The organism is Brevundimonas sp. KH_025 (genome assembly GCF_057839885.1).
The window spans coordinates 2,897,854-2,924,020 of the sequence record NZ_CM174501.1 but is presented as its reverse complement, the minus strand read 5'-3'; the positions used below and the strand labels follow the sequence as shown (position 1 = coordinate 2,924,020).

General features: G+C 69.3%; 23 protein-coding genes. 3 read left to right on the top strand and 20 right to left on the bottom strand.

Annotation, left to right across the window (positions count from 1 at the left end; all coding sequences use genetic code 11):
- Position 1 precedes the first annotated feature (1 nt).
- Both ccmB and ccmA read right to left on the bottom strand, forming a co-directional pair.
- Complete coding sequence (gene ccmB / locus AC3IS2_RS14475; RefSeq protein WP_489198483.1) at positions 2-667, bottom strand: heme exporter protein CcmB; 666 nt, start codon at positions 665-667, stop codon at positions 2-4.
- Positions 664-1,314, bottom strand: coding sequence for a heme ABC exporter ATP-binding protein CcmA (ccmA, locus tag AC3IS2_RS14470; RefSeq protein ID WP_489198482.1), 651 nt, complete (start codon positions 1,312-1,314; stop codon positions 664-666). Before ccmA ends, ccmB begins: the two co-directional genes overlap by 4 nt.
- A gap of 197 nt (positions 1,315-1,511) precedes the next feature.
- Here ccmA and acnA point away from each other — a divergent pair, with 197 nt between their 5' ends.
- A complete protein-coding gene (gene acnA / locus AC3IS2_RS14465; protein ID WP_489198481.1) occupies positions 1,512-4,217 on the top strand; it encodes an aconitate hydratase AcnA in 2,706 nt (901 codons plus the stop codon).
- A 78-nt stretch (positions 4,218-4,295) separates the two neighbouring features.
- Here the strand turns inward: acnA and AC3IS2_RS14460 are convergent, their stop codons facing one another.
- From AC3IS2_RS14460 to katG, 3 genes are all read right to left on the bottom strand, one after another.
- Positions 4,296-4,829, bottom strand: a complete 534-nt coding sequence (locus AC3IS2_RS14460) for a hypothetical protein (RefSeq protein WP_489198480.1) — start codon at positions 4,827-4,829, stop codon at positions 4,296-4,298.
- A 90-nt stretch (positions 4,830-4,919) separates the two neighbouring features.
- Positions 4,920-5,807 (bottom strand): hydrogen peroxide-inducible genes activator, encoded by an 888-nt coding sequence (locus tag AC3IS2_RS14455; RefSeq protein WP_489198479.1) that lies wholly within the window; start codon positions 5,805-5,807, stop codon positions 4,920-4,922.
- Positions 5,808-5,922: 115 nt separating this feature from the next.
- Complete coding sequence (gene katG, locus AC3IS2_RS14450) at positions 5,923-8,136, bottom strand: catalase/peroxidase HPI (protein ID WP_489198478.1); 2,214 nt, start codon at positions 8,134-8,136, stop codon at positions 5,923-5,925.
- A gap of 272 nt (positions 8,137-8,408) precedes the next feature.
- On the opposite strand from katG, the gene AC3IS2_RS14445 reads away from it, so the two are divergent.
- Positions 8,409-8,963 (top strand): peroxiredoxin, encoded by a 555-nt coding sequence (locus AC3IS2_RS14445; protein WP_489198477.1) that lies wholly within the window; start codon positions 8,409-8,411, stop codon positions 8,961-8,963.
- A 199-nt stretch (positions 8,964-9,162) separates the two neighbouring features.
- The gene (gene ahpD / locus AC3IS2_RS14440; RefSeq protein WP_489198476.1) at positions 9,163-9,696 is read left to right on the top strand and encodes an alkylhydroperoxidase, AhpD family; all 534 of its coding nucleotides are present in this window, start codon (positions 9,163-9,165) and stop codon (positions 9,694-9,696) included.
- A gap of 85 nt (positions 9,697-9,781) precedes the next feature.
- Here ahpD and AC3IS2_RS14435 read toward each other — a convergent pair whose 3' ends face one another.
- The 15 genes from AC3IS2_RS14435 to AC3IS2_RS14365 form a co-directional block, all read right to left on the bottom strand.
- On the bottom strand, positions 9,782-10,198 hold the full coding sequence (locus AC3IS2_RS14435) for a helix-turn-helix domain-containing protein (protein ID WP_489198475.1): 417 nt from the start codon (positions 10,196-10,198) through the stop codon (positions 9,782-9,784).
- A gap of 113 nt (positions 10,199-10,311) precedes the next feature.
- A complete protein-coding gene (locus tag AC3IS2_RS14430; RefSeq protein ID WP_489198474.1) occupies positions 10,312-10,788 on the bottom strand; it encodes a helix-turn-helix domain-containing protein in 477 nt (158 codons plus the stop codon).
- Complete coding sequence (gene lnt / locus AC3IS2_RS14425; protein ID WP_489198473.1) at positions 10,785-12,389, bottom strand: apolipoprotein N-acyltransferase; 1,605 nt, start codon at positions 12,387-12,389, stop codon at positions 10,785-10,787. Before lnt ends, AC3IS2_RS14430 begins: the two co-directional genes overlap by 4 nt.
- Positions 12,386-12,841: an rRNA maturation RNase YbeY gene (gene ybeY, locus AC3IS2_RS14420; protein WP_489198472.1), complete on the bottom strand. Its 456-nt coding sequence runs from the start codon at positions 12,839-12,841 to the stop codon at positions 12,386-12,388. The genes lnt and ybeY overlap by 4 nt, the downstream gene beginning before the upstream one ends.
- The gene (locus AC3IS2_RS14415; protein WP_489198471.1) at positions 12,841-13,836 is read right to left on the bottom strand and encodes a PhoH family protein; all 996 of its coding nucleotides are present in this window, start codon (positions 13,834-13,836) and stop codon (positions 12,841-12,843) included. Before AC3IS2_RS14415 ends, ybeY begins: the two co-directional genes overlap by 1 nt.
- 151 nt (positions 13,837-13,987) lie before the next feature.
- Positions 13,988-15,394: a tRNA (N6-isopentenyl adenosine(37)-C2)-methylthiotransferase MiaB gene (miaB, locus tag AC3IS2_RS14410; protein WP_489198470.1), complete on the bottom strand. Its 1,407-nt coding sequence runs from the start codon at positions 15,392-15,394 to the stop codon at positions 13,988-13,990.
- Positions 15,395-15,454: 60 nt separating this feature from the next.
- Positions 15,455-15,901, bottom strand: a complete 447-nt coding sequence (locus tag AC3IS2_RS14405) for a Fur family transcriptional regulator (protein WP_489198468.1) — start codon at positions 15,899-15,901, stop codon at positions 15,455-15,457.
- Positions 15,902-15,965: 64 nt separating this feature from the next.
- Positions 15,966-16,382, bottom strand: a complete 417-nt coding sequence (gene rimI / locus AC3IS2_RS14400) for a ribosomal protein S18-alanine N-acetyltransferase (RefSeq protein ID WP_489198467.1) — start codon at positions 16,380-16,382, stop codon at positions 15,966-15,968.
- Positions 16,379-17,077 carry a tRNA (adenosine(37)-N6)-threonylcarbamoyltransferase complex dimerization subunit type 1 TsaB gene (gene tsaB, locus AC3IS2_RS14395; protein WP_489198466.1) on the bottom strand — a complete coding sequence of 233 codons (699 nt, stop codon included), beginning with the start codon at positions 17,075-17,077 and terminating at the stop codon, positions 16,379-16,381. The genes rimI and tsaB overlap by 4 nt, the downstream gene beginning before the upstream one ends.
- Before the next feature lie 22 nt (positions 17,078-17,099).
- Positions 17,100-17,468, bottom strand: coding sequence for a helix-turn-helix domain-containing protein (locus AC3IS2_RS14390; RefSeq protein ID WP_489198465.1), 369 nt, complete (start codon positions 17,466-17,468; stop codon positions 17,100-17,102).
- A gap of 72 nt (positions 17,469-17,540) precedes the next feature.
- The gene (locus tag AC3IS2_RS14385) at positions 17,541-18,143 is read right to left on the bottom strand and encodes a helix-turn-helix transcriptional regulator (RefSeq protein WP_489198464.1); all 603 of its coding nucleotides are present in this window, start codon (positions 18,141-18,143) and stop codon (positions 17,541-17,543) included.
- A 162-nt stretch (positions 18,144-18,305) separates the two neighbouring features.
- The gene (locus tag AC3IS2_RS14380) at positions 18,306-18,863 is read right to left on the bottom strand and encodes a NifU family protein (protein ID WP_489198463.1); all 558 of its coding nucleotides are present in this window, start codon (positions 18,861-18,863) and stop codon (positions 18,306-18,308) included.
- Between the two features lie 156 nt (positions 18,864-19,019).
- A complete protein-coding gene (locus AC3IS2_RS14375; RefSeq protein WP_489198462.1) occupies positions 19,020-19,487 on the bottom strand; it encodes a universal stress protein in 468 nt (155 codons plus the stop codon).
- A gap of 175 nt (positions 19,488-19,662) precedes the next feature.
- On the bottom strand, positions 19,663-24,522 hold the full coding sequence (locus AC3IS2_RS14370; RefSeq protein WP_489198461.1) for an NAD-glutamate dehydrogenase: 4,860 nt from the start codon (positions 24,520-24,522) through the stop codon (positions 19,663-19,665).
- Between the two features lie 409 nt (positions 24,523-24,931).
- Entirely contained in the window at positions 24,932-26,098 is a 1,167-nt protein-coding gene (locus AC3IS2_RS14365) for an AI-2E family transporter (protein WP_489198460.1), read from the bottom strand.
- Between the last annotated feature and the right edge of the window lie 69 nt (positions 26,099-26,167).

Sequence of the window (26,167 nt, the reverse complement as noted above, 5' to 3'; positions counted from 1 at the left end):
CTTAACTCTGGGCGTTGCGCACCGCCGCCGCCCCGGCGACCGGCGCGATGACCACGGCGAACAGGACATAGGCGCTCAGCAGGGCCAGGGCCGACAGCGGATCCTGACCGTTCGCCGCCCGCGTCAGGGCGCCCGCGCCGAACACCACCGGCGGGATGAACAGCGGCAGCACCACCACGGCGATCAGCAGACCGCCGCGCCTGGCCCCCAGCGCCAGAGCGGCCCCCAGCGCGCCGGTGAAGGCGAAGCCGAGACCGCCGATCGCCGCCGCCAGCGCCGTCAGACCGATCAGATGCGCCGGCTGGCCCAGGGCCAGGGCCGCGACCGGGGCCGCCAGGGCCAGGGGCAGACCCGTCGCCAGCCATTGCGCCAGGGCCTTGATCGCCACCGTCGCCTCCAGCGGCAGGGGGCCGAGCGCCAACAGGTCCAGCGCCCCGTCCTCCAGATCGCGCTCGAACAAACGCTCCAGCGACAGCAGCGAGGCCAGGGCCAGGGCCATCCAGCTGGCGCCCGAGGCCGCCGGGGCCAGGACGCGCGGATCGCCGCCCGCCGCCAGCGGCAGGATGGCGGTCAGGCACAGCATGAAGCCGCAGGCCAGCAGCGGCCCGCCGCCCCCGCCCCAGGCCAGCGACAGTTCGCGGCCGAACAGGACGCGCGCCGCCCTCACGCCAGACCCCCGACAGGAAGGCCGCCCAGATCGAGATTGCGCGCCGGGACGGGCAGGGGGTCGTGCACCGCCGCCAGGATCATGCCGCCGCTCGCCAGATGCGCCGCCATCAGCTCGGCGGCGACCGCGCGCCAGCGCTCGTCCAGCGGGGCCAGGGGCTCATCCAGCAGCCACAGGGCGCGCGGCGCGGCGACCAGCCGGGCCAGCGACAGGCGCCGCTTCTGGCCCGCCGACAGCTTGCGCGTCTCCAGATCCAGCAGGGGCGACAGCGACAGCCGCGCAATCGCCGCCTCGCGCGCCGCGCTGTTCCCGCCCAGCCAGGCCGTCTGGAAGTCGAATTCCTGACGCGCCGTCCGCGTCGGCTTCAGCCCTTCAAGGTGGCCGAGCAGATGAACGCCCTCGCGCCGCGCCGCCTCGGGCTCCAGCGTCTCGCCGTCTCCGCCCGGGCCTGCGCCGGAGAATGTGATCGCGCCCGCATCCGGCCGGATGAAGCCGGCCACGGCCCGCAGCAGACTGGTCTTGCCCGCCCCGTTGGCCCCGGTCAGGGCTGTGGCCTCGCCCGCCGAAAGGCGCAGCGACAGGCCCTGGAACAGGACGCGCTCGCCGCGCGACAGGCTCAGGTCCTGGATGTCGACCGTCTTCAGCATGGCCCCGCCGATTTGCGAACCTCTCTCAATGTCCACGACCGCGTTGTGGATACATGGACGGCTCTCGCGCACGGGACTATATGCGCAAGCGCCGCAGCAGGCTTTCGCCGCGCGCGCCTGGGACCTGTGCGCCCCGGCGTCCAGCGCGCGAAGGCGCAACCGAATTGTCGGGCGGCGTTTGTCAGAGGACCCTCTCCATGCCGTCGATTGACAGCCTCAAGACCCGTCAGGACCTTTCGGTCGGGCGCAAGAAGTACGCCTATTACAGCCTTCCCGCCGCCGAGGAAGCCGGTCTGACCGGGATTTCCCGTCTGCCGCGCTCGATGAAGGTGCTGCTGGAGAACCTGCTGCGCAACGAAGACGGCGTCTCCGTCACCGAGGACGACCTGAAGGCCGTCGCCGCCTGGATCGAGAACAAGGGCGCCGTCGAGCACGAGATCGCCTTCCGTCCGGCCCGCGTGCTGATGCAGGACTTCACCGGCGTTCCCGCCGTGGTCGACCTGGCCGCGATGCGCGACGCCATGGCCAAGCTGGGCGCCGACGCCGCCAAGATCAACCCGCTGGTCCCGGTCGACCTGGTCATCGACCACTCGGTCATGGTCGACCACTTCGGCACCGCCAAGGCCTTCGGCGAGAACGTCGAGCGCGAGTATGAGCGCAACATCGAGCGCTACAACTTCCTGCGCTGGGGTTCGTCGGCCTTCAACAACTTCCGCGTCGTCCCGCCCGGCACCGGCATCTGCCACCAGGTCAACCTGGAGAACCTGGCCCAGACCGTCTGGACCCTGGACGAAGGCAAGAAGACCGTCGCCTATCCCGACACCGTCGTCGGCACCGACAGCCACACCACCATGATCAACGGCCTGGCCGTCCTGGGCTGGGGCGTCGGCGGCATCGAGGCTGAAGCGGCCATGCTGGGCCAGCCGATCCCGATGCTGATCCCGGAAGTCATCGGCTTCAAGCTGACCGGCAAGCTGCCGGAAGGCGCGACCGCGACCGACCTGGTGCTGACCGTCACCCAGATGCTGCGCAAGAAGGGCGTGGTCGGCAAGTTCGTGGAATTCTTCGGCGACGCCATCGCCGGAATGACCATCGAAGACCAGGCCACCATCGCCAACATGGCCCCGGAATACGGCGCCACCTGCGGCTTCTTCCCGGTCTCGGCCGCCACCATCGGCTACCTGACCGCCACGGGCCGCGACAAGGCGCGCGTCGCCCTGGTCGAAGCCTACGCCAAGGCCCAGGGCCTGTGGATCGACGAGACCTCGGAAGATCCGGTCTTCTCCGACGTTCTGGAACTGGACATCTCGACGGTCGTGCCGTCGCTGGCCGGCCCCAAGCGTCCGCAGGACCGCGTTGAACTGACTGTCGCCGCCCCGGCCTTCCAGACCGCCCTGGCCGACGTCTTCGGCCGTGCGACCGACGCCGAGCGCGTTTCGGTCGACGGCGAGAAGTTCACCGTCGGCGACGGCGACGTGGTCATCGCCGCCATCACCTCGTGCACCAACACCTCCAACCCGTCGGTCCTGATCGCCGCCGGTCTGGTGGCGCGCAAGGCCCACGCCCTGGGTCTGAAGGTCAAGCCCTGGGTCAAGACCTCGCTGGCCCCCGGCTCGCAGGTCGTCACCGACTACCTGACCGACGCCGGCCTCCAGAAAGACCTGGACGCCATGGGCTTCAACCTGGTCGGCTACGGCTGCACCACCTGCATCGGCAACTCCGGCCCGCTGGACCCGGCCATCTCGAAGGCGATCAACGACAACGGCCTGGTCGCGACCTCGGTCCTGTCGGGCAACCGCAACTTCGAAGGCCGCGTGAACCCCGACGTCCAGGCCAACTACCTGGCCTCGCCGCCGCTGGTCGTGGCCTACGCCATCGCCGGTTCGATGCGCATCGACATCACCAAGGAGCCGATCGGCCAGGACAAGAAGGGCAACGACGTCTTCCTGAAGGACGTGTGGCCGACCTCGCAAGAGATCGCCGACATCCAGAAGAAGTCGGTCACCCCGGCCATGTTCGCCAAGCGCTACAAGGACGTCTTCAAGGGCGACAAGCACTGGCAGGCCATCAAGGTCACCGGCGGCCAGACCTATGAATGGGACGACAAGTCGACCTACGTCGCCAACCCGCCCTACTTCGAGGGTCTGTCGATGGAGCCTTCGGCCGTCACCGACATCGTCGAGGCGCGCATCCTGGGCATCTTCGGCGACTCGATCACCACCGACCACATCAGCCCGGCCGGTTCGATCAAGAAGGCCGCGCCCGCCGGCGTCTATCTGACCAACCACGGCGTCGACGCCCTGGACTTCAACAGCTACGGCGCCCGCCGCGGCAACCACGAAGTCATGATGCGCGGCACCTTCGCCAACATCCGCATCCGCAACAAGATCACCCCGGACATCGAGGGCGGCGTCACCAAGCACTTCCCCTCGGAAGACACGATGTCGATCTATGACGCGGCCATGCGTTACCAGTCGGAAGGCCGTCCTCTGGTCGTCTTCGCCGGCAAGGAATACGGCACCGGCTCGTCGCGCGACTGGGCGGCCAAGGGCACCCGCCTGCTGGGCGTCCGCGCCGTCATCGCCGAAAGCTACGAGCGCATCCACCGCTCGAACCTGGTCGGCATGGGCGTGGTTCCGCTGCAGTTCAAGCAGGACGGCTGGGCCAAGCTGGGTCTGACCGGCGAGGAGATCGTCACCATCCGCGGCCTGACCGACGCCAACATCGGCAAGCTGAAGCCGCGTCAGGACCTGTGGGTCGAGATGTTCCGTCCGTCGGACGGCAAGATGGCCCGCTTCCCGGTCCGCTGCCGCATCGATAACCAGACCGAGCTGGACTACTTCAAGTCCGGCGGCGTCATGCCCTACGTCCTGCGCAACCTGGCGCGCGGCGACGCAGAATAGGTCTCAGGCAGCAGTCTGAAACGGAAAGGCCGGCGGAGCGATCCGCCGGCCTTTTTGTTGGCGGGGACGACGAGGCCCTCAGCCCCGCGTGGCGTTGTGCGGGCCGGGGCGGCGCGGATTGCGGCCGAAGGCGATGTCGCACAGGGCGCGGCCGAACTCCTCGGACACCATCATCTGGCGGTCCCCCAGCACGCCGATCACGCGGCCGCCCGCCTGGGTGCCGACCTCGATCGGGTAGCGGCCGACGATCTGGCCGCCGCGCGCCGGATCGACCAGCTCAGCCGTCGCCCGCAGCCGGTGCACGCCCTCGCCGCGCAACAGCACCTCCAGCCGTCCGGCGCGATCCACATCCTCGACGTGGACCCTGAGCTGCAGGGGGTAGGCGCCGTAGGCGCAGGCGCTCAGTTCCTCCTGCACCTCGTCGACGAAGGTGTCGGCGAAGTCGCTCTTGGCGTTGACCCAGTCGCTCGACATGACCACCGACGTCACCTGGGCCGTTTCCATCAGGCCCGGCGGCAGATCCAGCGGTCCGCCGCCCTGGACCACCGGCGCGCAGGCGGCGGTCAGGGCGCTGAAGCCCAGCAGGGCCAGGCCTGGAATTCCTCGTCTCATCGCATCTCTCCCTTTTTGGAGAGCATTCAGACGTCAGACGATGAACGCCCGCTGAACCGCGATATGCGGGAGATTAAATCGCCGTATGGGTCAGTCCAGCTGCATCGCCTCGGCCAGCAGGCGGGCTTCGGCCGCGCGGCTGGAGCCGGCGCGCCAGGCGACGACGATCTCGCGGCGGGGGGCGTCGGCGGAGATGGGGCGGACCACGACGCCGGGGTTGTCGGCCAGGCCGGCCTGCACCGCCATCTGCGGCAGGAAGCTGACGCCCAGGCCCGAGGACACCATCTGGACGAGGGTGTGCAGCGAGGTGGCGGCGAAGACGTCCTCGCCGCGCGGGGCCTCGATATTGACGGCGGCCAGGGCCTGATCGCGCAGGCAGTGGCCGTCCTCCAGCAGGATCAGGTCGTCGGCCTTCAGCATCCCCTCGGGAATGGGTCCCAGACCGGCCAGCGGATGACCGACGGGCGCGGCGGCCAGAATCTCGTCGTCGCCGATGCGGGCGTGGTCGATGCCCGGCGCGTCATAGGGCAGGGCGATGACGGCGGCGTCCAGCTGTCCCGCCTTCAGCCCGGCAATCAGGCGCGGGGTCAGGTCCTCGCGGATGAAGAGGCGCAGGGCCGGGTATTTCTCTCGAAGCCCGGGCAGGGCGGCGGGCAGCAGGAAGGGGGCGACGGTGGGGATGATGCCCAGGCGGAACCGTCCCGACAGGGGCTTGCCGGCGTTGCGGGCCGCCTCGACCAGGTCCTCGGTGCGGGCCAGAACGTCCTCGGCGCGCTTGACCGCCTCGGCCCCCACGGCGGTCAGTTGCACCGCGCCGCGGGTCCGTTCGACCACCGGCGCGCCCAGGATCTTCTCCAGTTCCTGCACCCCGGCCGACAGGGCCGGCTGGCTGACGTGGGCGGCCTCGGCGGCCCGGCTGAAGGAGGCGTGCTCGGCCAGGAGCTTGAGATAGTGGAGCTGTCGCAGGGTGGGGAGCATCCGCCCCACATAGGCGCTCCCTATGGAGTGTTCAAAGACAATCGAGCGCATTGATGCAGGAAAGGCGACGCCGCGGGCACCAAGTCCGCGGCGCCGCTTGGCCTTTTTCTGGCGCCTATTTCAGATCGAACCGGTCGCCGTTCATGACCTTGGTCCAGGCCGCGACGAAGTCCCGCACGAACTTCGCGCCCGCATCGGCCGAGGCATAGACCTCGGACAGGGCGCGCAGCTGGGCGTTGGAGCCGAACACCAGGTCGGTGCGGGTGGCGGTCCAGCGTTCCTCGCCGCTGATCCGGTCCGTGCCGACGAAGGTCTCGTCGCCCTGATCATCGACCTGTTTCCAGCCGGTCTTCATGTCCAGCAGGTTGACGAAGAAGTCGTTGGTCAACTGGCCCGGACGGTCAGTGAAGACCCCGTGCTTGGACCCGCCATGGTTGGCGCCCAGAACGCGCAAGCCGCCGACCAGCACCGCCATCTCCGGCGCGGTCAGACCCAGCAGCTGGGCCCGATCGATCAACAGTTCCTCGGTCGGGACGTTGAAGCGGACCTGCAGATAGTTGCGGAAGCCGTCGGCGCGCGGTTCCAGAACCGCGAAGCCCTCGATGTCGGTCTCTGCCTGCGAGGCGTCGGTGCGGCCTGGCGTGAAGGGAACCGCCACGTCGTGGCCGCCGGCCTTGGCCGCCTGCTCGACGCCGACCACGCCGCCGAGGACGATCAGGTCGGCGATGGAGACGTTGGCCCTCGACGCCGCCTGAATGTCCTCATAGGCCTTGAGAACCCGAGCCAGCTTCGCCGGTTCGTTGACCGCCCAGTCCTTCTGCGGGGCCAGGCGCAGACGCCCGCCGTTGGCGCCGCCGCGATGGTCCGAGCCGCGATAGGTCACGGCCGAGGCCCAGGCCGTCGACACCAGGTCGGCGACCGACAGGCCCGAAGCGGCGATGCGATCCTTCAGCGCCTTCACGTCGGCGTCCGACAGGGCCGGTCCCGTGTGGGCCGGGATCGGGTCCTGCCAGATCAGGTCCTCGGCCGGGACGTCCGGGCCGAGGTAGCGGGCTTTCGGCCCCATGTCGCGGTGGCACAGCTTGAACCAGGCGCGGGCGAACTGATCGCCGAAATAGGCCGGGTCGGCGCGGAAGCGCTCCATGATCGGGCGATAGATCGGGTCGATCTTGAAGGCCATGTCGGCGGTCGTCATCATCGTCGGCACGCGCTTGCCCGGGGTGTGGGCGGCGGGGGCCAGGGTGTCCGCGGGGTTGCCGACCGGCTGCCACTGCTTGGCGCCCGCCGGGCTGCGGACCAGCTCGTAGTCGTGGTCCAGCAGCATGTCGAAATAGGTCATGTCCCAGGTGATGGGCGTGGGGGTCCAGGCGCCTTCGATGCCCGAGGTGATGGTGTGATCGCCCATGCCGCTCTCGTGGCCCGAGATCCAGCCCAGGCCCTGCTGGGCGATGTCGGCGGCCTCAGGACTGGCGCCCACCTTGGCGGCGTCGCCGGCGCCATGGGCCTTGCCGAAGGTGTGGCCGCCGGCGGTCAGGGCGGCCGTCTCCTCGTCGTTCATGCCCATGCGGGCGAAGGTCTCGCGGATGTCGCGGGCCGAGGCCAGGGCCTCCGGCTCGCCGCCGGGGCCTTCGGGGTTGACGTAGATGAGACCCATCTGGATCGCCGCCAGCGGCTCTTCCAGCGCCATGCCCTTGTCCGGCTGGATGCGGGTCTGGTTGCCCTCGTCGCCGACCCAGTTCTCCTCGGTGCCCCAGTAGACGTCCTTTTCCGGCTCCCAGACGTCGGCGCGGCCGCCGCCGAAGCCGAACACCGGCCCGCCCATCGACTCAATGGCGACGTTGCCGGCCAGGATCATCAGGTCGGCCCACGACAGCTTGGCGCCGTACTTCTGCTTGATCGGCCACAGCAGGCGGCGCGCCTTGTCCAGGTTGCCGTTGTCCGGCCAGGAGTTGAGCGGGGCGAACCGCTGCTGGCCCGCGCCGGCGCCGCCGCGGCCATCCCCCGTTCTGTAGGTCCCGGCCGAGTGCCAGGCCATGCGGATGAAGAAGGGGCCGTAGTGGCCGTAGTCCGCCGGCCACCAGGGCTGGCTGTCGGTCATCAGGGCGGTCAGGTCGCGCTTCACCGCCTCATAGTCGAGGCTCTTGAACGCCTCGGCGTAGTCGAAGTCGTCGCCCATCGGGTCGCCCGACTTGCCCTGCTGATGCAGGATGTCCATCGCCATCTGGTTGGGCCACCAGTCGCGGTTGGTGCGCCCCAGCAGCGAGCGCAGCGCGCCCGGCTCCTTCCTGGGATCGTGGAGAGGGGTAGGGCCGCCTGCTTGTCCGTCCATGACTTTCCTCCTGGTTGGCAGATTATGCTCGAGCCTACGCCCGGTTCCGCGCCGAAGGAAAATCGATAAACTTTGAGATGATCAGTAGGAAAACTTATGGCGAGGCTTGAAGCCTCCCGCTTGAACACGCGTCCGTCGCCATAATGAAAATCTATTCGCGACCGCGAAATGATCGATTTGACTTCCGGGCCTCCACAGCCCATCTGAGGCCCATCGGCGATGCGTCTCCCCGCGGCGCCGGATGTCTTACATGGTCAAAATGGAGCTCCAGTATGCTGGGCGTCGGTCAAAAACTGCCTGAATTCAAGATCACTGGCGTGAAGCCGGGCTTCAACAGCCACGAAGAGAACGGCGTCTCGGCGTTTGAAACGCTGACGCAGGACAGCTTCGACGGCAAGTGGAAGGTCATCTTCTTCTACCCGAAGGACTTCACCTTCGTCTGCCCGACCGAAATCGCCGCCTTCGCCAAGCTGGGCAAGGATTTCGAGGATCGCGACACCGTCGTCCTCGGCGGCTCGACCGATAACGAATTCGTCAAGCTGGCCTGGCGCCGCGACCACGCCGACCTGAACAAGCTGCCGATCTGGCAGTTCGCCGACACCGGCGGCAAGCTGGCCCGCGACCTGGGCGTCCTGGACGAAGAAAACGGCGTCGCCCTGCGCGCCACCTTCGTCGTCGACCCGCACAACGTCGTCCAGCACGTCTATGTCACCAACCTGAACGTCGGCCGTTCGCCGGAAGACACGCTGCGCGTCGTCGACGCCCTGCAGACCGACGAACTGTGCGCCTGCAACCGCCCGGTCGGCGGCGAGACCCTGGCCGCCTAAGTACTGGCCCAGGAAGGCCCGGACCGCGTTCGTACTGGTCCGGGCCGCCCCTCTTGAAGAGGCGGCGGCGGGCGACTGTCGCCGCCTTTTTCTTTTTAGGGCGCTATCGTCCTTCGGACTACTTGAGCGCGTTTTGAATACGCTGCTTCAATGCCCCTGGCGCCACCGGCCTGCAGTCGGCCCTTATCGGAGATTTCCCATGTCCCTCGACGCCCTGCGCGACCTCATCCCGGCCTACGGCAAGGACATCTCGCTGAACCTATCCTCGCTGGCCAATGAGACGGTCCTGAACGACCAGCAGAAGTGGGGCTGCTTCCTGGCCTCGGCCCACGCCATCGGCGTCGCCCCGGCGGTCAAGCTGATCGAGGCCCAGGCCGCGACGGTGCTGTCGCCCGAGGCGATGAACGCCGCCAAGGCCGCCGCCGCCATCATGGGCATGAACAACATCTACTACCGCTCGCTGCACCTGATGAAGAACAACGAGTACACCACCCTGCCAGCCAAGCTGCGCATGAACGTCATCGCCAACCCGGGCGTCGACAAGCTGGACTTCGAGCTGTGGTCCACCGCCGTCTCGGCCATCAACGGCTGCGGCGCCTGCCTGGACGCCCACGAGGGCGAACTGCGCAAGCACGCCGTGCCGAACGTCCAGGTCCAGGCCGCCCTGCGCATCGGCGCCGTGGTCCACGCCGCCAGCCGCATCGTCGCCTCGGAAGCCGCCCTGGCCGGCTGATCTGGCCGGCTGATCCGCCCGGATCGCCCGACAGCAGAAAGGCGCGGAGCGATCCGCGCCTTTTTCGTATCCGGCCTGAGGATGCCTAGTCCTTGTCGCCGCCCGATGCGGCGGCCATCTCGCGCATCATGTCCAGGATCAGCTTCTGCTGCCGCACCGACAGCTGCGGCGCCAGGCGGCCGATCTCGATCGTCTGACGCGTCGCCGGGAAGTCATGCACGAAGGGCGCAGCCTCGTCTTCGGCCATGCCCGGCCGGGGCGCGGTCAGCCCCTCGAAGAAGTAGCTGATGTCGACCTTGAAGAAGCGGGCGATGTCCCAGAGCTTGGACGCCGAAATGCGGTTGGCGCCCTTTTCGTATTTCTGGATCTGCTGGAAGGTCAGGCCCAGGGCGCGCCCCAGGTCGCTTTGATTATAGCCGAGCGCGATCCGCTTTTCGCAAACTCGCCGTCCGACGTGCCGGTCCACCGGATGGGGGCCGTCTTCTGCAGAGCCTCTGACCATGCGTCCGCTCTCGTCCATATCAACGCCTGCTCTCAATTGTTCCGAAATGCGACAGATAGCCAGCACTGTCATCACAATTCGCGCGGCAGGCGTGCCCGGCGCCGACGAACTGTCTAGTCGTCGTCTTCGGTCCTCAAGGCGCGGATTACGGCCAGGGCGGCGCGCTGACGCGCTGGCGACAGGTCGCGCGCCGCCGCGCCGATCCGCTGCACCAGGGCGCCCCGGCCTTCCTGCGGCGCCGGATCCGAAGCATCGCGCCAGACGGCCCCGGGGTCCTCCATGCCAAGCATCGTGCGCGGCTCGCCCCCGGCGCCGCGGACCGGCACGACCCTCGCCGCCGCAAAGGGCTGGTCCTTGAACACCGCGGCGATGTCGATGTTCAGCGCTTCGCAGAACTGCCACAGCCGGGCGGCGGGCACCCGGTTCGCGCCGCTTTCATGCCGTCCCCACTGGTTGGCGGAGATATCCAGCTTGCGGGCCATGTCGGCCTGGCTCAGGCCGCGGTCTTCACGGATAGATCGAAGACGCGCCCCTAGCGGCACATCAATATGGCGTGTGCGCCTGTGGTCGTCGTCCTCGCTCGCCGTCACGCCGCGCCCCCCGCGCGACGACGGATCGACGCGCCGCCCGCCAGCATCAGGACCAGCAGGAGGCCGAACAGACCGTCGCCCCAACGGCCATAGAGGGTCGGCGCGGCCGGTTTCGGCAGGCGCACGTCGATGACCCCGGCATGGCCCGGGTCCAGCCGCTTGCCGTTCACGATCCGGCCCCAGGGGTCGATCATGGCCGAGACGCCGGTCGGGGTGGCGCGAGCGATGGGCAGGCCGGTCTCGATGGCGCGATAGCTGGCCAGGTTCAGGTGCTGACGCGGGCCGGAGGTGGCGCCGAACCAGGCGTCGTTGGAGACGTTGACGATCCAGGCCGGGCGCGCCGCGCCCCTGGCCGGAGTGAAGCCCGGATAGAGGCTCTCATAGCAGATCAGCGGCTGCACGTTCGGGGCGTTGACCAGGCTGATCGGCGCGGGCTTCGGCCCCGCGCTGAAGTCTGCCGGGACGTGGACCAGGCTGCGCACGCCGATCTTGCCCATCAAGCGGCCCATAGGCAGATACTCGCCGAACGGCACCAGCCGGTGCTTGTCATAGACGGCGCCGATGCGCAGCCCGGCCGCCCCTTCGTCGTGCAGGGAGAACAGGCTGTTGTAGTAGCGGGCGCCGCCCTCGGCGGTCGGATCGGCCTCGCCCCGGCTGATCCCCATCAGCAGGGTCTGGCCGGTCTGAAGGGCGCCGGCGATGGCCTGGGCGTCGGGCGAGTTGAAGACGTCGTTGGCGGTCGCGGGCAGGGCGCCCTCGGGCCAGATCACCACGTCAGGCAGGACCGGTCCCGCCTGGACCGTCAGGGCGACATAGCGGTCGACGATGGCCTGATAGGCCTCGGGCGACCACTTGGATTCCTGCGGAATATCAGCCTGGACCAGCCGCACCAGGGTCGGGCCGTCGACCCGTTTCGCCGACGACAGGCGCAGGGTTCCAAAGCCGAACAGGCCCGCCAGAACGGCGACGCCGAGGCCCGCCGCGATCAGCCGCGAGCGACGCGGCCCGCCTCCCGCCAGCAGGCCCAGCGCCGACACGGCCGCCAGCGTCACCAGGCCCAGACCATAGACCCCCGCCACCGAGGCGAACTGCGACATGGCCGAACCGGCCCGCCAAGTGGCGCCCGTCGGGTTCCAGGGGAAACCCGTCAGCACATGGCCGCGCAGCCATTCCAGCAGGGCGAACAGGGCGGCGAACAGCAGGACGCGCCGCGCGCCCTTCGGGGCGAACCGACGATAGAGGGCCGTCGCCGCGCCGAAGAACAGCCCCAGCCCCATGGGCAGCAGGCTGGCGGCGAAGGGCGCCATCCAGGCCTGATCCTTGTTGACCAGAAAGGCCTCGGCCACCCACCAGCAGCCGATGAAGAAGTAGGCGAAACCGGCCAGCCAGCCGACCCAGAAACCGCCCTTCACCGTGCGCGACCGCTCGGCCAGCAGCATCAGCAGCGGATAGCCCAGCAGGCCCGGCAGGATCCCGAACGGCGGATGCGCCAGGGCGGCGCCCGCTCCGGCCAGCAAGGCCAGGGCGATGCGGCCCCAGCGGTTCGTCAGCACGCCTCCCCCCAAGGCCCTTAGGCCCTGCGCCGACAAACGCTCGCTCATGCATCAGCCTCATGTTCAGTCTTGTAGGGATCGGCGACGCCGAGCGTGGCCAGGATTTCGCGCTCCTCGGCCTCCATCTCCTCGGCCTCGGCGTCGTCCTCGTGGTCGCGGCCCAAGAGGTGCAGGACGCCGTGGACGACCAGATGGCTCAGATGGTCCGACAGGGTCTTGCCCTGCGCCTCGGCCTCCGTGGCGCAATAGGCGAAGCCCAGCACCACGTCGCCCAGATGCGGAAAGGCGCTTTCGGCCGCAGGGAAGGACAGGACATTCGTCGGCCGATCCTTGTCGCGAAAACGGGCGTTCAGGTCCTGCACCCCGGCGTCGTCGGTCAGCAGCACGACCACGTCGCCCTCGACCGTGCCCAAAGCCGCCGTCGCCGCGCGCAGGACCACGGCCTCGGCGTCAGGCAGCGCAGCCGTCCAGGCCGCGTCCTCGACTTCGATCTCGATCATCAGTCTTCATCGTCCTCAAGATCAGGGGTCGGCCGCCCCCGGGCCGCATCGGCGTCATAGGCGCGCACGATGCGTTCGACCATGGCGTGGCGCACCACGTCCTCGGCCTTGAAGGCCTGAACGCCGACCCCCTTCACGTCCTGCAGGATGCGCAGGGCGTGGCGCAGGCCGGAATCGCGCGGGTTCAGTAGGTCGATCTGCGACGGGTCGCCCGTCACCACCATCCGCGCGCCCTCGCCCAGACGGGTCAGGACCATCTTCATCTGCAGCCGCGACGTGTTCTGCGCCTCGTCGACGATGATGAAGGCGTGGCTCAGGGTGCGGCCGCGCATGAAGGCGATGGGGGCGGCTTCGATCTCGCCCTTCTCGCGGCGGCGGCGCACGTCGTCGATCCCCAGGATGTCGTTCAGCGACTCCCAGATCGGGGCCAGATAGGGATCGACCTTCTCGTTCAGGTCGCCCGGCAGGAAGCCCAGCTTCTCGCCCGCCTCGACCGCCGGGCGGGTGATGACCAGCCGGTCCACCTGTCCGCGCCGCAGCAGGGAGGCGCCGTAAGCCGCCGCCAGGAAGGTCTTGCCCGTGCCCGCCGGACCGACGCCGAAGGTCAGTTCGCAACGGCTGAGCAGGTCCAGATAGCGCGCCTGAGCCGCCGTCTTGGGCGCGATCGCCCCGCGCCGCCCAACCGGCAGGGCGACCGCGTCGGGCACGACCCGACCGTGGTCCGGCCGGGGCTGCGACACGGCGGCGCCCAGGGCCATGCGTACGTCGGCCTCGGTGATCTCGGCGCCCGTATCCGCCCGCTTGGCCAGGATCTCGACGACGCGCTTGGCCTGGGCCCGGTCCCGCGCCGAGCCGTTGATCGACACGCCCCCGCCCGGCGCCTCGACCAGCACCTTGAAGGCGTCCTCAATCAGGGCGACGTGGCGGCTGTTGGGGCCGATCACGGCCCGCAGCGCCTGATCGCTCAGGGACAGGAATTCGGACTCTCGCGCCATCAGGCTTCCTTCTTTGTGTTCCTAACGCCTCGTTCGCGGAGCGAGGCTGCTTGAGGGACATGTCCTTCGGGTCCCTATCGTCTCACCCGCGGGGCGAGACTGCTTGAGGGACACAGTGTCAATAAGCCGCCTCGTCGGGAAGCGTATCGAGTTAGATAGTGCCTAGGTCGATCAACCGCCCGTTCAAACTGTTCTGGGCGCCGCTGACGATCTCGACCGGAACGATCTGGCCCAGCAGATGATCCGCCGCCTCGACGTGGACCGCCTGCAGATAGGGCGAGCGGCCGATGGCCTGGCCGGCGTACCGGCCCTTCTTTTCGAACAGGACGTTCAGGGTCTTGCCCGCCTGGGCGGCGTTGAAGGCGGTCTGCTGTTCGAACAGCAGGGCCTGCAGACGCTGCAGACGCTCCAGCCCGACCTTCTCCTCGATCTGACCGGGCATGGTGGCGGCGGGCGTGCCCGGACGCGGCGAATAGACGAAGCTGAAGGCGCCCGCATAGGTCACCTGCCGCACCAGATCGAGGGTGTCGTCGAAATCGCGGTCGGTTTCGCCGGGGAAACCGACGATGAAGTCCCCGGCGATGGCCATGTCGGGCCGCGCCGCGCGGATGCGGGCGATCAGGTCGATGTATTTCTGACGCCCGTGCTTGCGGTTCATCAGCCGCAATACCCGGTCCGACCCGGCCTGAACCGGCAGGTGCAGATAGGGCATCAGGGCGTCCAGATCGGCGTGAGCGTGTATCAGGTCGTCGCTCATGTCGTTGGCGTGGCTGGTCGTATAGCGGATGCGGTCCAGGCCCGGGATCTCGGCCAGGGCGTAGGCCAGCCGGGCCAGGGTGAAAGGTTTTCCATCCGGCCCTTCGCCGTCATAGGCGTTGACGTTCTGGCCCAGCAGGGTGACTTCGCGCACGCCCCGGTCGGCCAGGGACCGGGCCTCGGCCAGGACCGCCGCGACCGGGCGCGACCATTCGGCGCCGCGCGTATAGGGGACGACGCAGAAGGTGCAGAACTTGTCGCAACCCTCCTGCACCGTCAGGAAGGCGGTCGGGCCGTCGCCGCCGCGCATCGCGGGCAGGGCGTCGAACTTCTCATGCGGGGCGAAGTCGGCGCCGATGCGCTCGCCGCGCGCCCGCGCCGTGCGGGCCAGCAGTTCCGGCAGCTGGTGGTAGGCCTGCGGTCCGACCACCAGGTCCACCGCCGGCTGGCGCTTCATGATCTCCTCGCCCTCGGCCTGAGCGACGCAGCCGGCCACCGCGATGGTCATGCCGCCGTCGCCGCGCGCGACCTTGCGCTCGCGCATCTGCTTCAGCTTGCCCAGCTCGGAATAGACCTTTTCGGCGGCCCGTTCGCGGATGTGGCAGGTGTTGAGGATGACGAAGTCCGCCGCCTCGGGGGCGTCCGTCGTCGCATAGCCCAGCGGACGCAGCACGTCGGCCATGCGCTCGCTGTCATAGACGTTCATCTGACAGCCGTAGGTCTTGATGAACAGGCGCTTGGGCGCAGCGGTCTGCGCTGCGCCGTCCGCCGTCGCTACGGGCGTTTCGAGGGTATCGGTCATGCCCGGCTTATGATCGCCGAAGCCGGCGACGGCAAGGCGAGCGAAACGCCGCGATCAGGCTCAGTTGTCGGCCGTTTCAGGCTCGATCCGCGCGGCGTGGCGCTTGTAGATCAGGCCCTCGCGCTCGACCGGCTCGGCGCCGGGAATGGCGTGGCCGTAAAGCTCCAGCTTGTGACCGACCAGTTCGAAGCCCAGGCGCTTGGCGATCTCGGTCTTCAGGCGCTCGATCTCGGCGTCGAAGAACTCGATGACCTCGCCCGTCTTGGTGTCGATCAGGTGGTCGTGGTGGTCGTCGCCGGCCTCTTCATAGCGGCTGCGGCCGTCGCCGAAGTCGTGCTTCTCGACCACGCCCGCCTCTTCGAACAGGCGCACGGTGCGATAGACAGTGGCGATCGAGATGTGCGGATCAATCGCCGAAGCGCGGCGATACAGCTCCTCGACGTCGGGGTGATCCTCGGCCTGCGACAGGACGCGGGCGATCACGCGCCGCTGTTCGGTCATACGCATGCCGCGGTCGGCGCAAAGTTTCTCGATCCGTTCCATGCGCCGGAAGATAGGCTGAGCCGCCGACTTATGGAAGCGTCGCGGTAAAGTTGAGCGCCAGAACCAGCGCGTCCTCGCGGCTTCCGTCCGCACGCGCATAATAGCCGCGCCGACGTCCCGCCTCATGGAAGCCCGCCCGGGCGTAGAGGGCGCGGGCCGCGACATTGTCCTCAGCCACCTCCAGGAACATCCGTTCGGCCCCGAGCGCGGCGGCGCGCACCACGGCGGCCTCGACCAGCCGGGCGCCCTGGCCGCCCCGCCGCGCGGCGGGCCGCACGGCCAGGGTCAGGATCTCGGCCTCGTCGGCCACGACGCGGACCAGGATGAAGCCGCCCGTCTCCTCCACCGCAAAAACGCCGGGCGAGGCCAGCAGGGCCGACAGGCTGGCGGCGTCCCACGGCGTCTCGAAAGCCTCGGCGTGGATGGCGGCGAGGGCCTCGGTCACGACGCTTGGGGGCGCGGCTGCCCCGGCAGTCGGCTGGGCGGCGTGGCGTCCGGCGCGCGCAGATAAAGGGGGCGGGGCAGGGCCGTCGCCGGATCGACCACGGCGGTCATATAGGCCAGGGCTTCGGGCGAGGGGGCGGGCAGGCGGGCGAGGATGGCCGCGCCCAGGCGCTCGGGATAGGCCTCGGCCAGGACCGGCCCGCCCGAGCCGACCAGGATCGGCGGCGCGCCGGCGGCGGCGTGGAAGATGCGATCCGCCGCCGCGTCCAGCGACAGGGCTTCCGGTTGGCCCAGCGGGCGGCCGTCGCGGAACAGCCGCGCATAGACCTGCCCCCGGCGGGCGTCGATGACGGCGGCCACCAGTCCCGAAGGCTTGATCGAGACGGCCAGGCCGTCCAGCGTCGACAGGCCGACCACCGGACGATCCAGCGCCGCGCCCAGGCCTTGAGCGAAGGCCAGGCCGACCCGCAGGCCGGTGAAGGAGCCCGGTCCGACGGTGACGCCGATCCGGTCCAGCGCCTCGAAGCCGCCGCCGGCTTCCTTGGCCGCGTCGGCCACGGCGTCGCGGACCATGCCGGCCAGCCGCTCCTGATGGCCCTTGGCCATCAGTTCGGAGCGGACGCCCAACAGGCGCCCGTCCTCGACCACGCAGGCCGTACAGGCGCCCAGCGCCGTATCCACGATCAGAACTCTCATCGCGGCCTTCCTATCGGGGCGGTCAGGCCGACGCCAGCGCCGCGACCACCCGGCTCACCGCCTGACGCAGCGCCGGATCGCTGATCCGGGGAAAGGCCTCGGCCAGGGCGCGCCCGTCCGCGGTCGCGGTCAGGGCCCGCAACCCGGCGACCGGATCCAGTTCGTCCCCCCGCGCCGGAAAGAAGTAGGCCACCGAACAGCCCAGGGCCGTCGCCACCTGATGCAGGCGCGAGGCGGAGACGCGGTTGGCGCCCTTCTCGTACTTCTGCACCTGCTGGAAGCTGACGCCCAGCTGTACGGCCAGGGCCGTCTGCGACAGGCCCAGGGCCGAACGGCGCGCGGCCATCCTCAGGCCCACGGCGGCGTCGATGTCCTGAGTGCGGCGAGGCATGGGCGGCGTCTCCCTGACAATGGCGACGCCAGGGTTTCACATGAAACAATGAAACATAACCGTTTCGTTTCATCAGTCGTCCAGTCGAGCGATCACCGCCGCGACGGACCGGGCGCGGGACCGGGGTATCCGCTCGATCGTCAGCAAGGCGCCGGCGCCGCGCACCACCAGCTCCGCCTCGTCCGACCGCACATAGAGACGCGCGCGCAGGCTTCCGTCGTCCATCTCGATGACGCAGCCCTGATCGCGGCGCGGCCAGCGGCCCGGCGCATACTCCAGCACCGTCCCCGCCGCCGCCCAGGGCGCCAAGTCGTCGGTCGACAGTTGCAGCCGCCGCCGCTCCCCGGGAGGCGCGGCTTCAAAAGCGCGGCCGCGGGCCTCCAACCCGTCGGAGGGCGGTTTCGGCGATGAAACAGGGGCGGGGGCGGCGCCGACCAGAAGCGCCAGATCCTCGGGCGTGGCGTCCAGGGCGCCGGTCAGGCGGCGCTGGACGTCAGGGCGGAACAGGCCGGGCCGCTTGCCAGCCTCGTACAGGCCCCAGCCCTGGCTGGTCATGCCGATCCTCTGACCGGCCTCGGCCTGGCTCAGGCCCCGCTCGCGACGCAGGGCGGACAGGGCTTCGCCGAGGGCGCGCCCCTCGGCTCCGGCGTCATCGTCAGAAGTGAAACGGGCCATGCGGCGATCATGCCCCACGGCCCGTTCGGACGATAGTGTTTCATGTGAAACATCTTGGTGGGCTGCGGTCAGAAGGCTTCGCCTTCTCGACCCGACGCGGCCTGGCGCTTCGCGCGCGCTCAAGCAGCGAGCCGCCGCGCGGCGAGCGATAGCGCCCCTTACTTAGATCACCTGTTCGACGCTGGTCACTTCGGGGATGTAGTGGCGCATCATCTGTTCGACGCCCGCCTTGAGGGTGGCGGAAGAGGAGGGGCAGCCCGAACAGGCGCCGCGCATCCGCAGACGCAGGACGCCGGTTTCCTCATCGAAGTGGTCGAACAGGATGTCGCCGCCGTCCTGGGCCACGGCCGGGCGGATGCGGCTGTCCAGCAGACCCTTGATCTCGGCGATGATCTCGGTGTCCTCGCCGGCGTCTTCGGCCGCCGCCTCGACGCCGCGCGTCAGCGGCGCGCCGGAGACGAAGTGATCCATGATGACCGACAGGATCGGCGCCTTCATCACGCTCCAGTCCGGGGCCTGGGCGCCGCGCGTGACCGAAACATAGTCGGCGCCGAAGAAGACGCCCTCGACGCCTTCCAACTCGAACAGGGCCTCGGCCAGGGGCGAGGCCGCCGCTTCGTCGATGGTGCGGTATTCCAGCACGCCTTCGGGGGCCACGTCGCGGCCCGGCAGGAATTTCAGGACATTGGGGTTCGGCGTGGGTTCGGTCTGGATGAACATGGCCGGGAGATGCGCCCCCTGAGCGGCATCTTCAAGACCCCACGCGCGGCGCCAATCGTCGCTCAAGCAGCGAGGCCCGCGAGCCGAGCGATAGCGACCCCAAAAAATCGCTCAAGCAGCAAGCCGCCGCGCGGCTTGCGGTAGCGACCCCTGGCGTCACGCCAGGTCTTCGATGTCCGCTTCGGTCAGTTCGCCGGGCACGATGGTGACGGGCAGCTTGCGGCCGGTGAAGGCGCCGCCCTGTTTCAGCACCGCCGAGACCAGAGGCCCGGGGCCGCGCGAACCGGAGCCGGCGGCCAGGACCAGGATCTTGATGTCGGGATCGGCGCCGACGGCCTTGCGGATGGCGCCCTGGGGGTCGCCTTCCTCGATCAGGAAGACCGGGGCGGCGCCCGATTTCTCGGCGGCCTCCTCGCCGATGCGGGTCAACAGGGCCTCGGCCTCCTCGCGCTGCTGACGGCGGATTTCGTCGCGGACGCCGGACCAGTGCTCGTCCGAGCCGCCGGGCAGGGCGCGCAGCAGGACGACTCGGCCGCCCGTCGATTTGGCCCGCCGAGCGGCATAGCCCAAGGCGGCGCCGAACTCGGGGCTGTCGTCGACGACGACAAGAAACTTCCTGGGCATGGGTCTTGCGGCCTTGCGGATCTCTGAACAGCGGCGATCACCTAACGCCAAGCCGCCCCAAACGCCAAGGCCCGCCCGCCTCGCCGAGAACGACGAAACGAGCGGGCCCCATTCAGGCAGAAGTTACGCGGCTGCGCTCAAGCAGCGAGCCGCCGCGCGGCGAGCGATAGCGCTCTTAACTACCCAACACTTCCCGAATAGCACCGTTGGCGATGGTCAGCTTGGCGAAGGTCCAGCCGGCGCCCGAGGTCTCGATCTCGTCCACCGCTGCGCGCAGGGATTCGACCTGGCCCATGCGGGCGCCGATCCAGGCGTCGACGGCCTGTTCGGCGGCTTGCTCGCTGGCGCCCGCCGCCTCGGCCGAGGCCTGGGCCACGGCGCGGGTCAGCTGCTGCTGCTCGGCCATCAGGTCCTGGATCAGGCGACGCACGGCCAGACGGTCGAAGTGGTCGCCCGACGGCACCGAACCGGCCGCGACGCGCAGGCGGTCGAAGTCGAAGGCGGCGCCGACCTGGTGATAGAGGCGGGCCATGGCCGGGGCGCTCCAGCCCAGTTCATTGGCCAGATCGCCGATGTCGGCCGTGGCCACCATGGGCCGCAGCAGGGCGATGTCGCGCGCCAGGTCTTGCGGCGCGCCCAGGCCGACGAAGGTGGCGACGCGAGCCTCGAACTGCTGCTGCTCGAAGCGCGACAGCACGGCGGGACCGGCGGCGCGCAGGGCGTCGGCGGCCGGTTGATAGGCGGCGATCATGCCGCCGACCGTGGTTTCCGTGCGGGCGGCGCGACGGGCCAGCCAGTAGGTCTGGCGACGCAGGACCTTGGCGATCTCGCGATACAGCGCCGTCTGGGCCTCGGCCGGGATCTTCAGGTCCAGCGCCGAGACGGCGTTCCAGGCCTGATCCAGACGGAAGACCTGACGCGCGGTCTCGAAGGCCGTGACCATGGCGGCGGTGTCGCATTCCGCCGCCGCGCGCAGACGGTCGGGGAAGGTCGGCCCGGCCATGTTGACGATCTCGTTCGACAGCACGGTGGCGATGATGTCGCGACGCAGGCGGTGGCCCTTCATGTCCTCCTCGAACTTCGCCAGCGGGGCCGGGAAGTAGTGGACCAGCAGGCGCTCGAAGAAGGCGTCGTCGGGGGCCGAGGAGCCGACGATCTCGTCGAACAGCTCCAGCTTGGAATAGGCCGTCAGCACCGCCAGTTCGGGACGCGTCAGAGCGGCGCCCTGCAGCTTCATCTCGGCCATGCGGGCGTCGTCGGGCAGGTATTCCACCGCGCGGTTCAGCTTACCCAGGGCGGTCAGGTGCTGCATGAAGGCCTGCTGGGCTTCGAGCGCCTCGGCGCCCTCGGCCTGCTGCAGGCTGACGGCCAGGGTCTGGTCGTAGTTATGCGCCAGGACCTTGAGGCCGACCTCGTCGGTCATCGACTTCAGCAGGGCGTTGCGGTCCTCGGCCTTGAGGTGGCCCGAGGCGATGGCGCCGCCGGTGAGGATCTTGATGTTCACCTCATGGTCGGAGGAGTCCACGCCCGCCGAGTTGTCGATGGCGTCGGTGTTCAGGCGCATGCCCGCGCGCGCCGCCTCGATGCGGCCCAGCTGGGTGGCGCCCAGGTTGGCGCCTTCGCCGAGGACCAGGGCGCGAACCTCGCCGCCGTTGATGCGGATGGCGTCGTTGGCCTTGTCGCCGGCCTGGGCGTTGGTCTCGCCCGCGCCCTTGATGTAGGTGCCGATGCCGCCGAAGTAGAGCAGTTCGGCGCGCGCCTTGAGGATGGCCTGCATCAGGGTGGTCGGGTCGACGCTGTCGGCCTCGATGTCCAGCAGTTCCTTGATCTGCGGCGTCAGGGCGATGGTCTTGGCCGAGCGCGAGAAGACGCCGCCGCCCTCCGAGATCAGGCTCTTGTCATAGTCCTGCCAGCTGGTGCGCGGGGTTTCGAACAGACGCTGACGCTCGGCCCACGACTTGGCCGTGTCCGGGTTCGGGTCGATGAAGATGTCGCGGTGATCGAAGGCGGCGACCAGCTTGATCGCCTTGGACAGCAGCATGCCGTTGCCGAAGACGTCGCCCGACATGTCGCCGACGCCGACCACGGTGAAGGGCTCGGACTGGATGTCCTTGCCCATCTCGCGGAAGTGACGCTTGACCGCCTCCCAGGCGCCGCGCGCCGTGATGCCCATCTCCTTGTGGTCGTAACCGACCGACCCGCCCGAGGCGAAGGCGTCGTCCAGCCAGAAGCCGTAGGACTGGCTCACGCCGTTGGCGATGTCCGAGAAGGTCGCCGTGCCCTTGTCGGCGGCCACGACCAGATAGGGGTCGTCGCCTTCCCAGGCGACGACATTGGCCGGGCGGACGGGCGCGCCCTCGCCGACGATGTTGTCGGTGATGTCCAGCAGGCCGGACAGGAAGGTCTTGTAGGCGCGGATGGCCTCGGCCTGGACCGCATCGCGGTCGCCGCCTACCGGCAACTGCTTGGGATAGAAGCCGCCCTTGGAGCCGACCGGGACGATGACCGAGTTCTTGACCTGCTGGGCCTTCACCAGACCCAGGACTTCGGTGCGGAAGTCGTCGCGACGGTCCGACCAGCGCAGGCCGCCGCGCGCCACCGGGCCGAAGCGCAGGTGGACGCCCTCGATGTGCGGCGCCCAGACGAAGATCTCGCGGAAGGGCTTGGGCAGGGGCAGGTCCTCAAGCTCGCGCGAGGCGATCTTGATCGAGATGTGCGGCTTCGGATTCCCCTCGGCGTCGACCTGATAGAAGTTGGTGCGCTTGATCGCGCCGATCAGCAGGGCGATGCGGCGCAGCACCCGGTCGTGATCCAGGCTCTTCACGTCCTGCAGCAGGGCGACGATCTTGTCGTTCAGCTCGGCGACCAGGGCTTCGCGTTCGGCGACCGAACCGCCGTGGGCCGGATCGAACTTGGCCTTGAACAGCGACAGGATGGCGCGGGCCACGGTCGGATACTCGCGCAGGGCCGCTTCCTGCACCGCCTGCGACGGGTCCAGGCCGGTCTGCTGGCGATAGCGGGCCAGGGTGCGGATCAGGGCCGCCTCGCGCCAGTCGACGCCCAGCTCCAGCACCAGGCGGTTGAAGCCGTCGCTCTCGGTGCGGCCGGTCCAGACCGCCGAGAAGGCGGCCTCGAACGGGGCCTGGATGTCGGCGAAGGTCAGGGCCTCGCCGCGCGGGTCTTCCAGCAGGAAGTCGTGGACGAAGATGGGGGCGTCGCCGACCGGACGCACGACGTGGTCCGACTCTTCCAGCGTCTTCAGGCCCATGTCGGCCAGGATCGGCAGGACGTCGGACAGGGGCACGGCCGAACCGCGACGATACAGCTTGAAGCGGAACTGCAGCGAGGTCTCGTCCGCCGTGCGGAAGGCGCGGACCGCCACCGGCTCGGAATGGACGCCGTCGCCGGCCGAGCCGTCGTTCAGGCGGTCGAACTGCTCCAGATCGGCCACGGCCTCGGCGGCGTCATAGCGGTCGCGATAGGCGACGCCGAAGCCTTCGGCCCATTTGGCGCTGGTCGGGCCGACGGCGACCTCGTCCACCTCGGCGGCGCGCAGGGCGGTTTCGATGCGGTCGATCCAGCTGCGGCCGGCTTCGGCCACCTCAGCCTCCAGGGCCTTGGGATCGGGGTTCAGGTGAGCGCCCGGCTCGACGCCGATGATGTAGTGGACGCGCGTCAGCGGCTGGTCCGTCAGCTGCGGATACCAGGCCGAGACCCGACCGCCCCAGGCCTTGGCCAGGATGCCGCCGATGCGCTGGCGCAGACTGGCGTCGAAGCGTTCGCGCGGGATGAAGCAGAGCACCGAGACAAAGCGGTCGAACGGATCGCGGCGCGTGAACAAACGGATGCGCGGGCGGTCATAGAGGTGCAGGATGCCCAGCGCCGTCGCCAGCAGCTCGTCCTCGCTGATCTGGAACAGCTCGTCGCGGGGGTAGTTCTCGAGGATGTTCTTCAGGCGCTTGTAGTTGTGGCTGCCCGGCGCCTTGCCGGCGCGCTCCAGGGCGTTGGCCACCTTGCGCCGGATCAGCGGCACCTCCTTGGCCATCTTGTCATAGGCTTCGGCGGTGAACAGGCCAACGAAACGGGTCTCGCCCGAGGCCTTGCCATCCGCGCCGTAACGCTTGACCCCGACGTAGTCCATGTAGGCGCGGCGATGCACGCGCGAGCGGATGTTGGCCTTGGCCACCGTCACCGGTTCGCTGAGGTCCAGCTGGCGCTGCATGGCGGCGGTCAGAACCGCCGGCTCCGAGGCGCGGCGCAGGACGCGGCGCTCCGGGTCGCCCAGGACGCCCAAGCCCTGATCCGAGACGTCCAGCGGGGCCTCGGGCGCATAGCCGCCGTCGGCGCTGCGCGGATAGGCGTAGTCGCGGGCGCCCAGGAAGACGAAATGATCGCTCTTGGCCCAGCGCAGGAAGGCGATGTTCTCTTCCAGAACGGCGGGATCGATGGCGGAAGGCGGCGTGGCCTCCAGTTGCTCGACGGCGTCGCGCATCAGCTGGACCATGGCCCCGTGGTCCGAAACCGCGGCGCGCACGTCGGCCAGGGCCTGGGCCAGGCCCTCGCCCAGGGCGTCGCGGCGCTCCTGCGGCAGGGGGTCGATGACGGCGATGATCAGCGAGTCGCGGCGGCCGGCCTCGATCTCGACGATCGGGTGGAACAGGGCGCGCACGGTGACGCCGGCGTCGGCCAGCTCGCCCAGGACGCTGTCGACCAGGAAGGGGGCGTCGTCCTGAAGGATGAGGACGCTGTCATAGCCGGTCGGCGCGCCGTCGGCGCCGGCCAGGGGGCCGACGGTGACGCGGGCCGGCTCGCCCGCCTGGCGGGCCTGGGCCGAGCGCCAGACCAGGGCCAGCAGGGCAGCCAGGTCGTCGCCGCCCAGTTCCGGCGCCTCATCGGCGGCGTAGTCGTCGAAGGCCTGGGCCAGCAGCGACTTTTCAGCGGCGCCCGGCGGGCCGTCGACAATCCGCGCATAGGCCGCCTCCAGCGCCTCCAGAACTGCTGGGGTGGCGGAAACTGTGCGCGGAGCGGCGGACATGATGAAGTCTCGAACAGCACGGCCTGGGGCCGCAGGGATTTGACCGCGACACATTAGCGCCGCTGGCGAAACTGGCTAGGCCGCCCGGGGCGGCGAACCCCCTGAATTTCAGTGTGCAGCGCACCATGTTGCGCCCGAGGCCCACTGTTGAGCAGTTTCTCGCTGGCACAGCCACATTGACGACAACAACCGCCCCATTTCCGCCCCGATCGGACGCAGCCCGCCAGCTCAATCAGGGGGCCAGAAACGAACAAGGCCGCCGAGCGCGAACGCTCGACGGCCTGCTCGGGTCCCGGCGCAGGAGGGGGAGGGAGCGCCGGTCCTTGGACTTCGCGGCCAGGAGGGGGAGGGGAGGCCGCGTCGTCTGATTGGGTAGATAGTCGCCAGATATGGCGGATCAAGGGCAGGATCAGTCTTCGTTCGCCTCATTTTCATGCGACCGCTTGCCGCGCCCCAGCCAACGCTTGAATCCGCCGCCGGCGGTGGGTCGCCGCCTGTCCGCATCGCTCTTTCGCGGCGCATAGGGCTCGCCGTCGCCCGACAGCAGCACCGCCATCCAGCGCGAGCCCTTGAACTCGGCCAGGATAGCCATGGCCATGACCGCCAGGGGCGTCGACAGGAACATCCCGGGCACGCCCCACATCTTGCCCCACAGGGCCAGGGCCAGCAGGACCACCACGGGATCAATGTTCTGATTGTCCCCCTGCATCCGGGGCTGGACCATGTTGCCGACGACGAACAGCAGGGTCTGCAGCCCGACCAGAAGGATCAGAGCGGGCCAGTAGCTCTCGAACTGGACCAGGGCGAACAGGGGCGGGGCGCAGCCGGCGATGGCGCCGCCCAGCACCGGGATGAAGCCGACGATGAAGATGACGAAGGTCCAGAACTCGGCGTTCTGAAGCCCCACGGCCCGCATCAGCATCCAGGCCACGAAGCAGATCATGGCCCCGGTGACGGCCTGAACCCACAGATAGCCCTCGACCCCGCCGCGCACCCGGTTGAACACCTCCAGCGCCTCGCTGCGGGCGCCCCGGTCGGGGAACATGGCGACGATCTTCTTCCGGAAGCCCGCCTGCGACGCCAGCAGGAAGCCCAGGTAGACCATGACGAAGAAGGCGCCCGAGGCCACCCCCTGCGCCTGCAAGGCCGCCTGGGTCAGCCAGCCGCGCACGTCGATCCCGGCGATCAGGTCCTGCAGCGTCGGCGGGTCCTTGATCCCGACCAGGCCGCTGACGTCGGCGATGATGTGATCCAGGCGCGGCCCGATGCTGGCCGAGACCCCCGAGGCGTCGGTGAAGAAGCCCGCCGCCCCGTCGACGATGATCCAGATCGACAGCAGGAAGCCCAGCACCACCGCGATCAGGGCCGCCGCCCCGGCGAATCGCGACGGCACGGGCGTGCGGTGTTCAATGGCCCGCTTCACCCCGTCGATCATGATCATCAGGAAGATGGCCATGGCCAGGGGCGTCAGGATGTCCCGCAGCCAATAGAGAGCCGCCCCGCCCGCCACGACGGCGATCAGGACCAGGGCGTTGCGCGCGACCGAGGAGGTCGGAACCGTAATGGGCAGTTTCATGAGCGGGACTGTCGGGGCCGAGGCGACGGGCGTCAATCGCCGCCGCCGTCGCGGTTCCGCCTTGCGGCC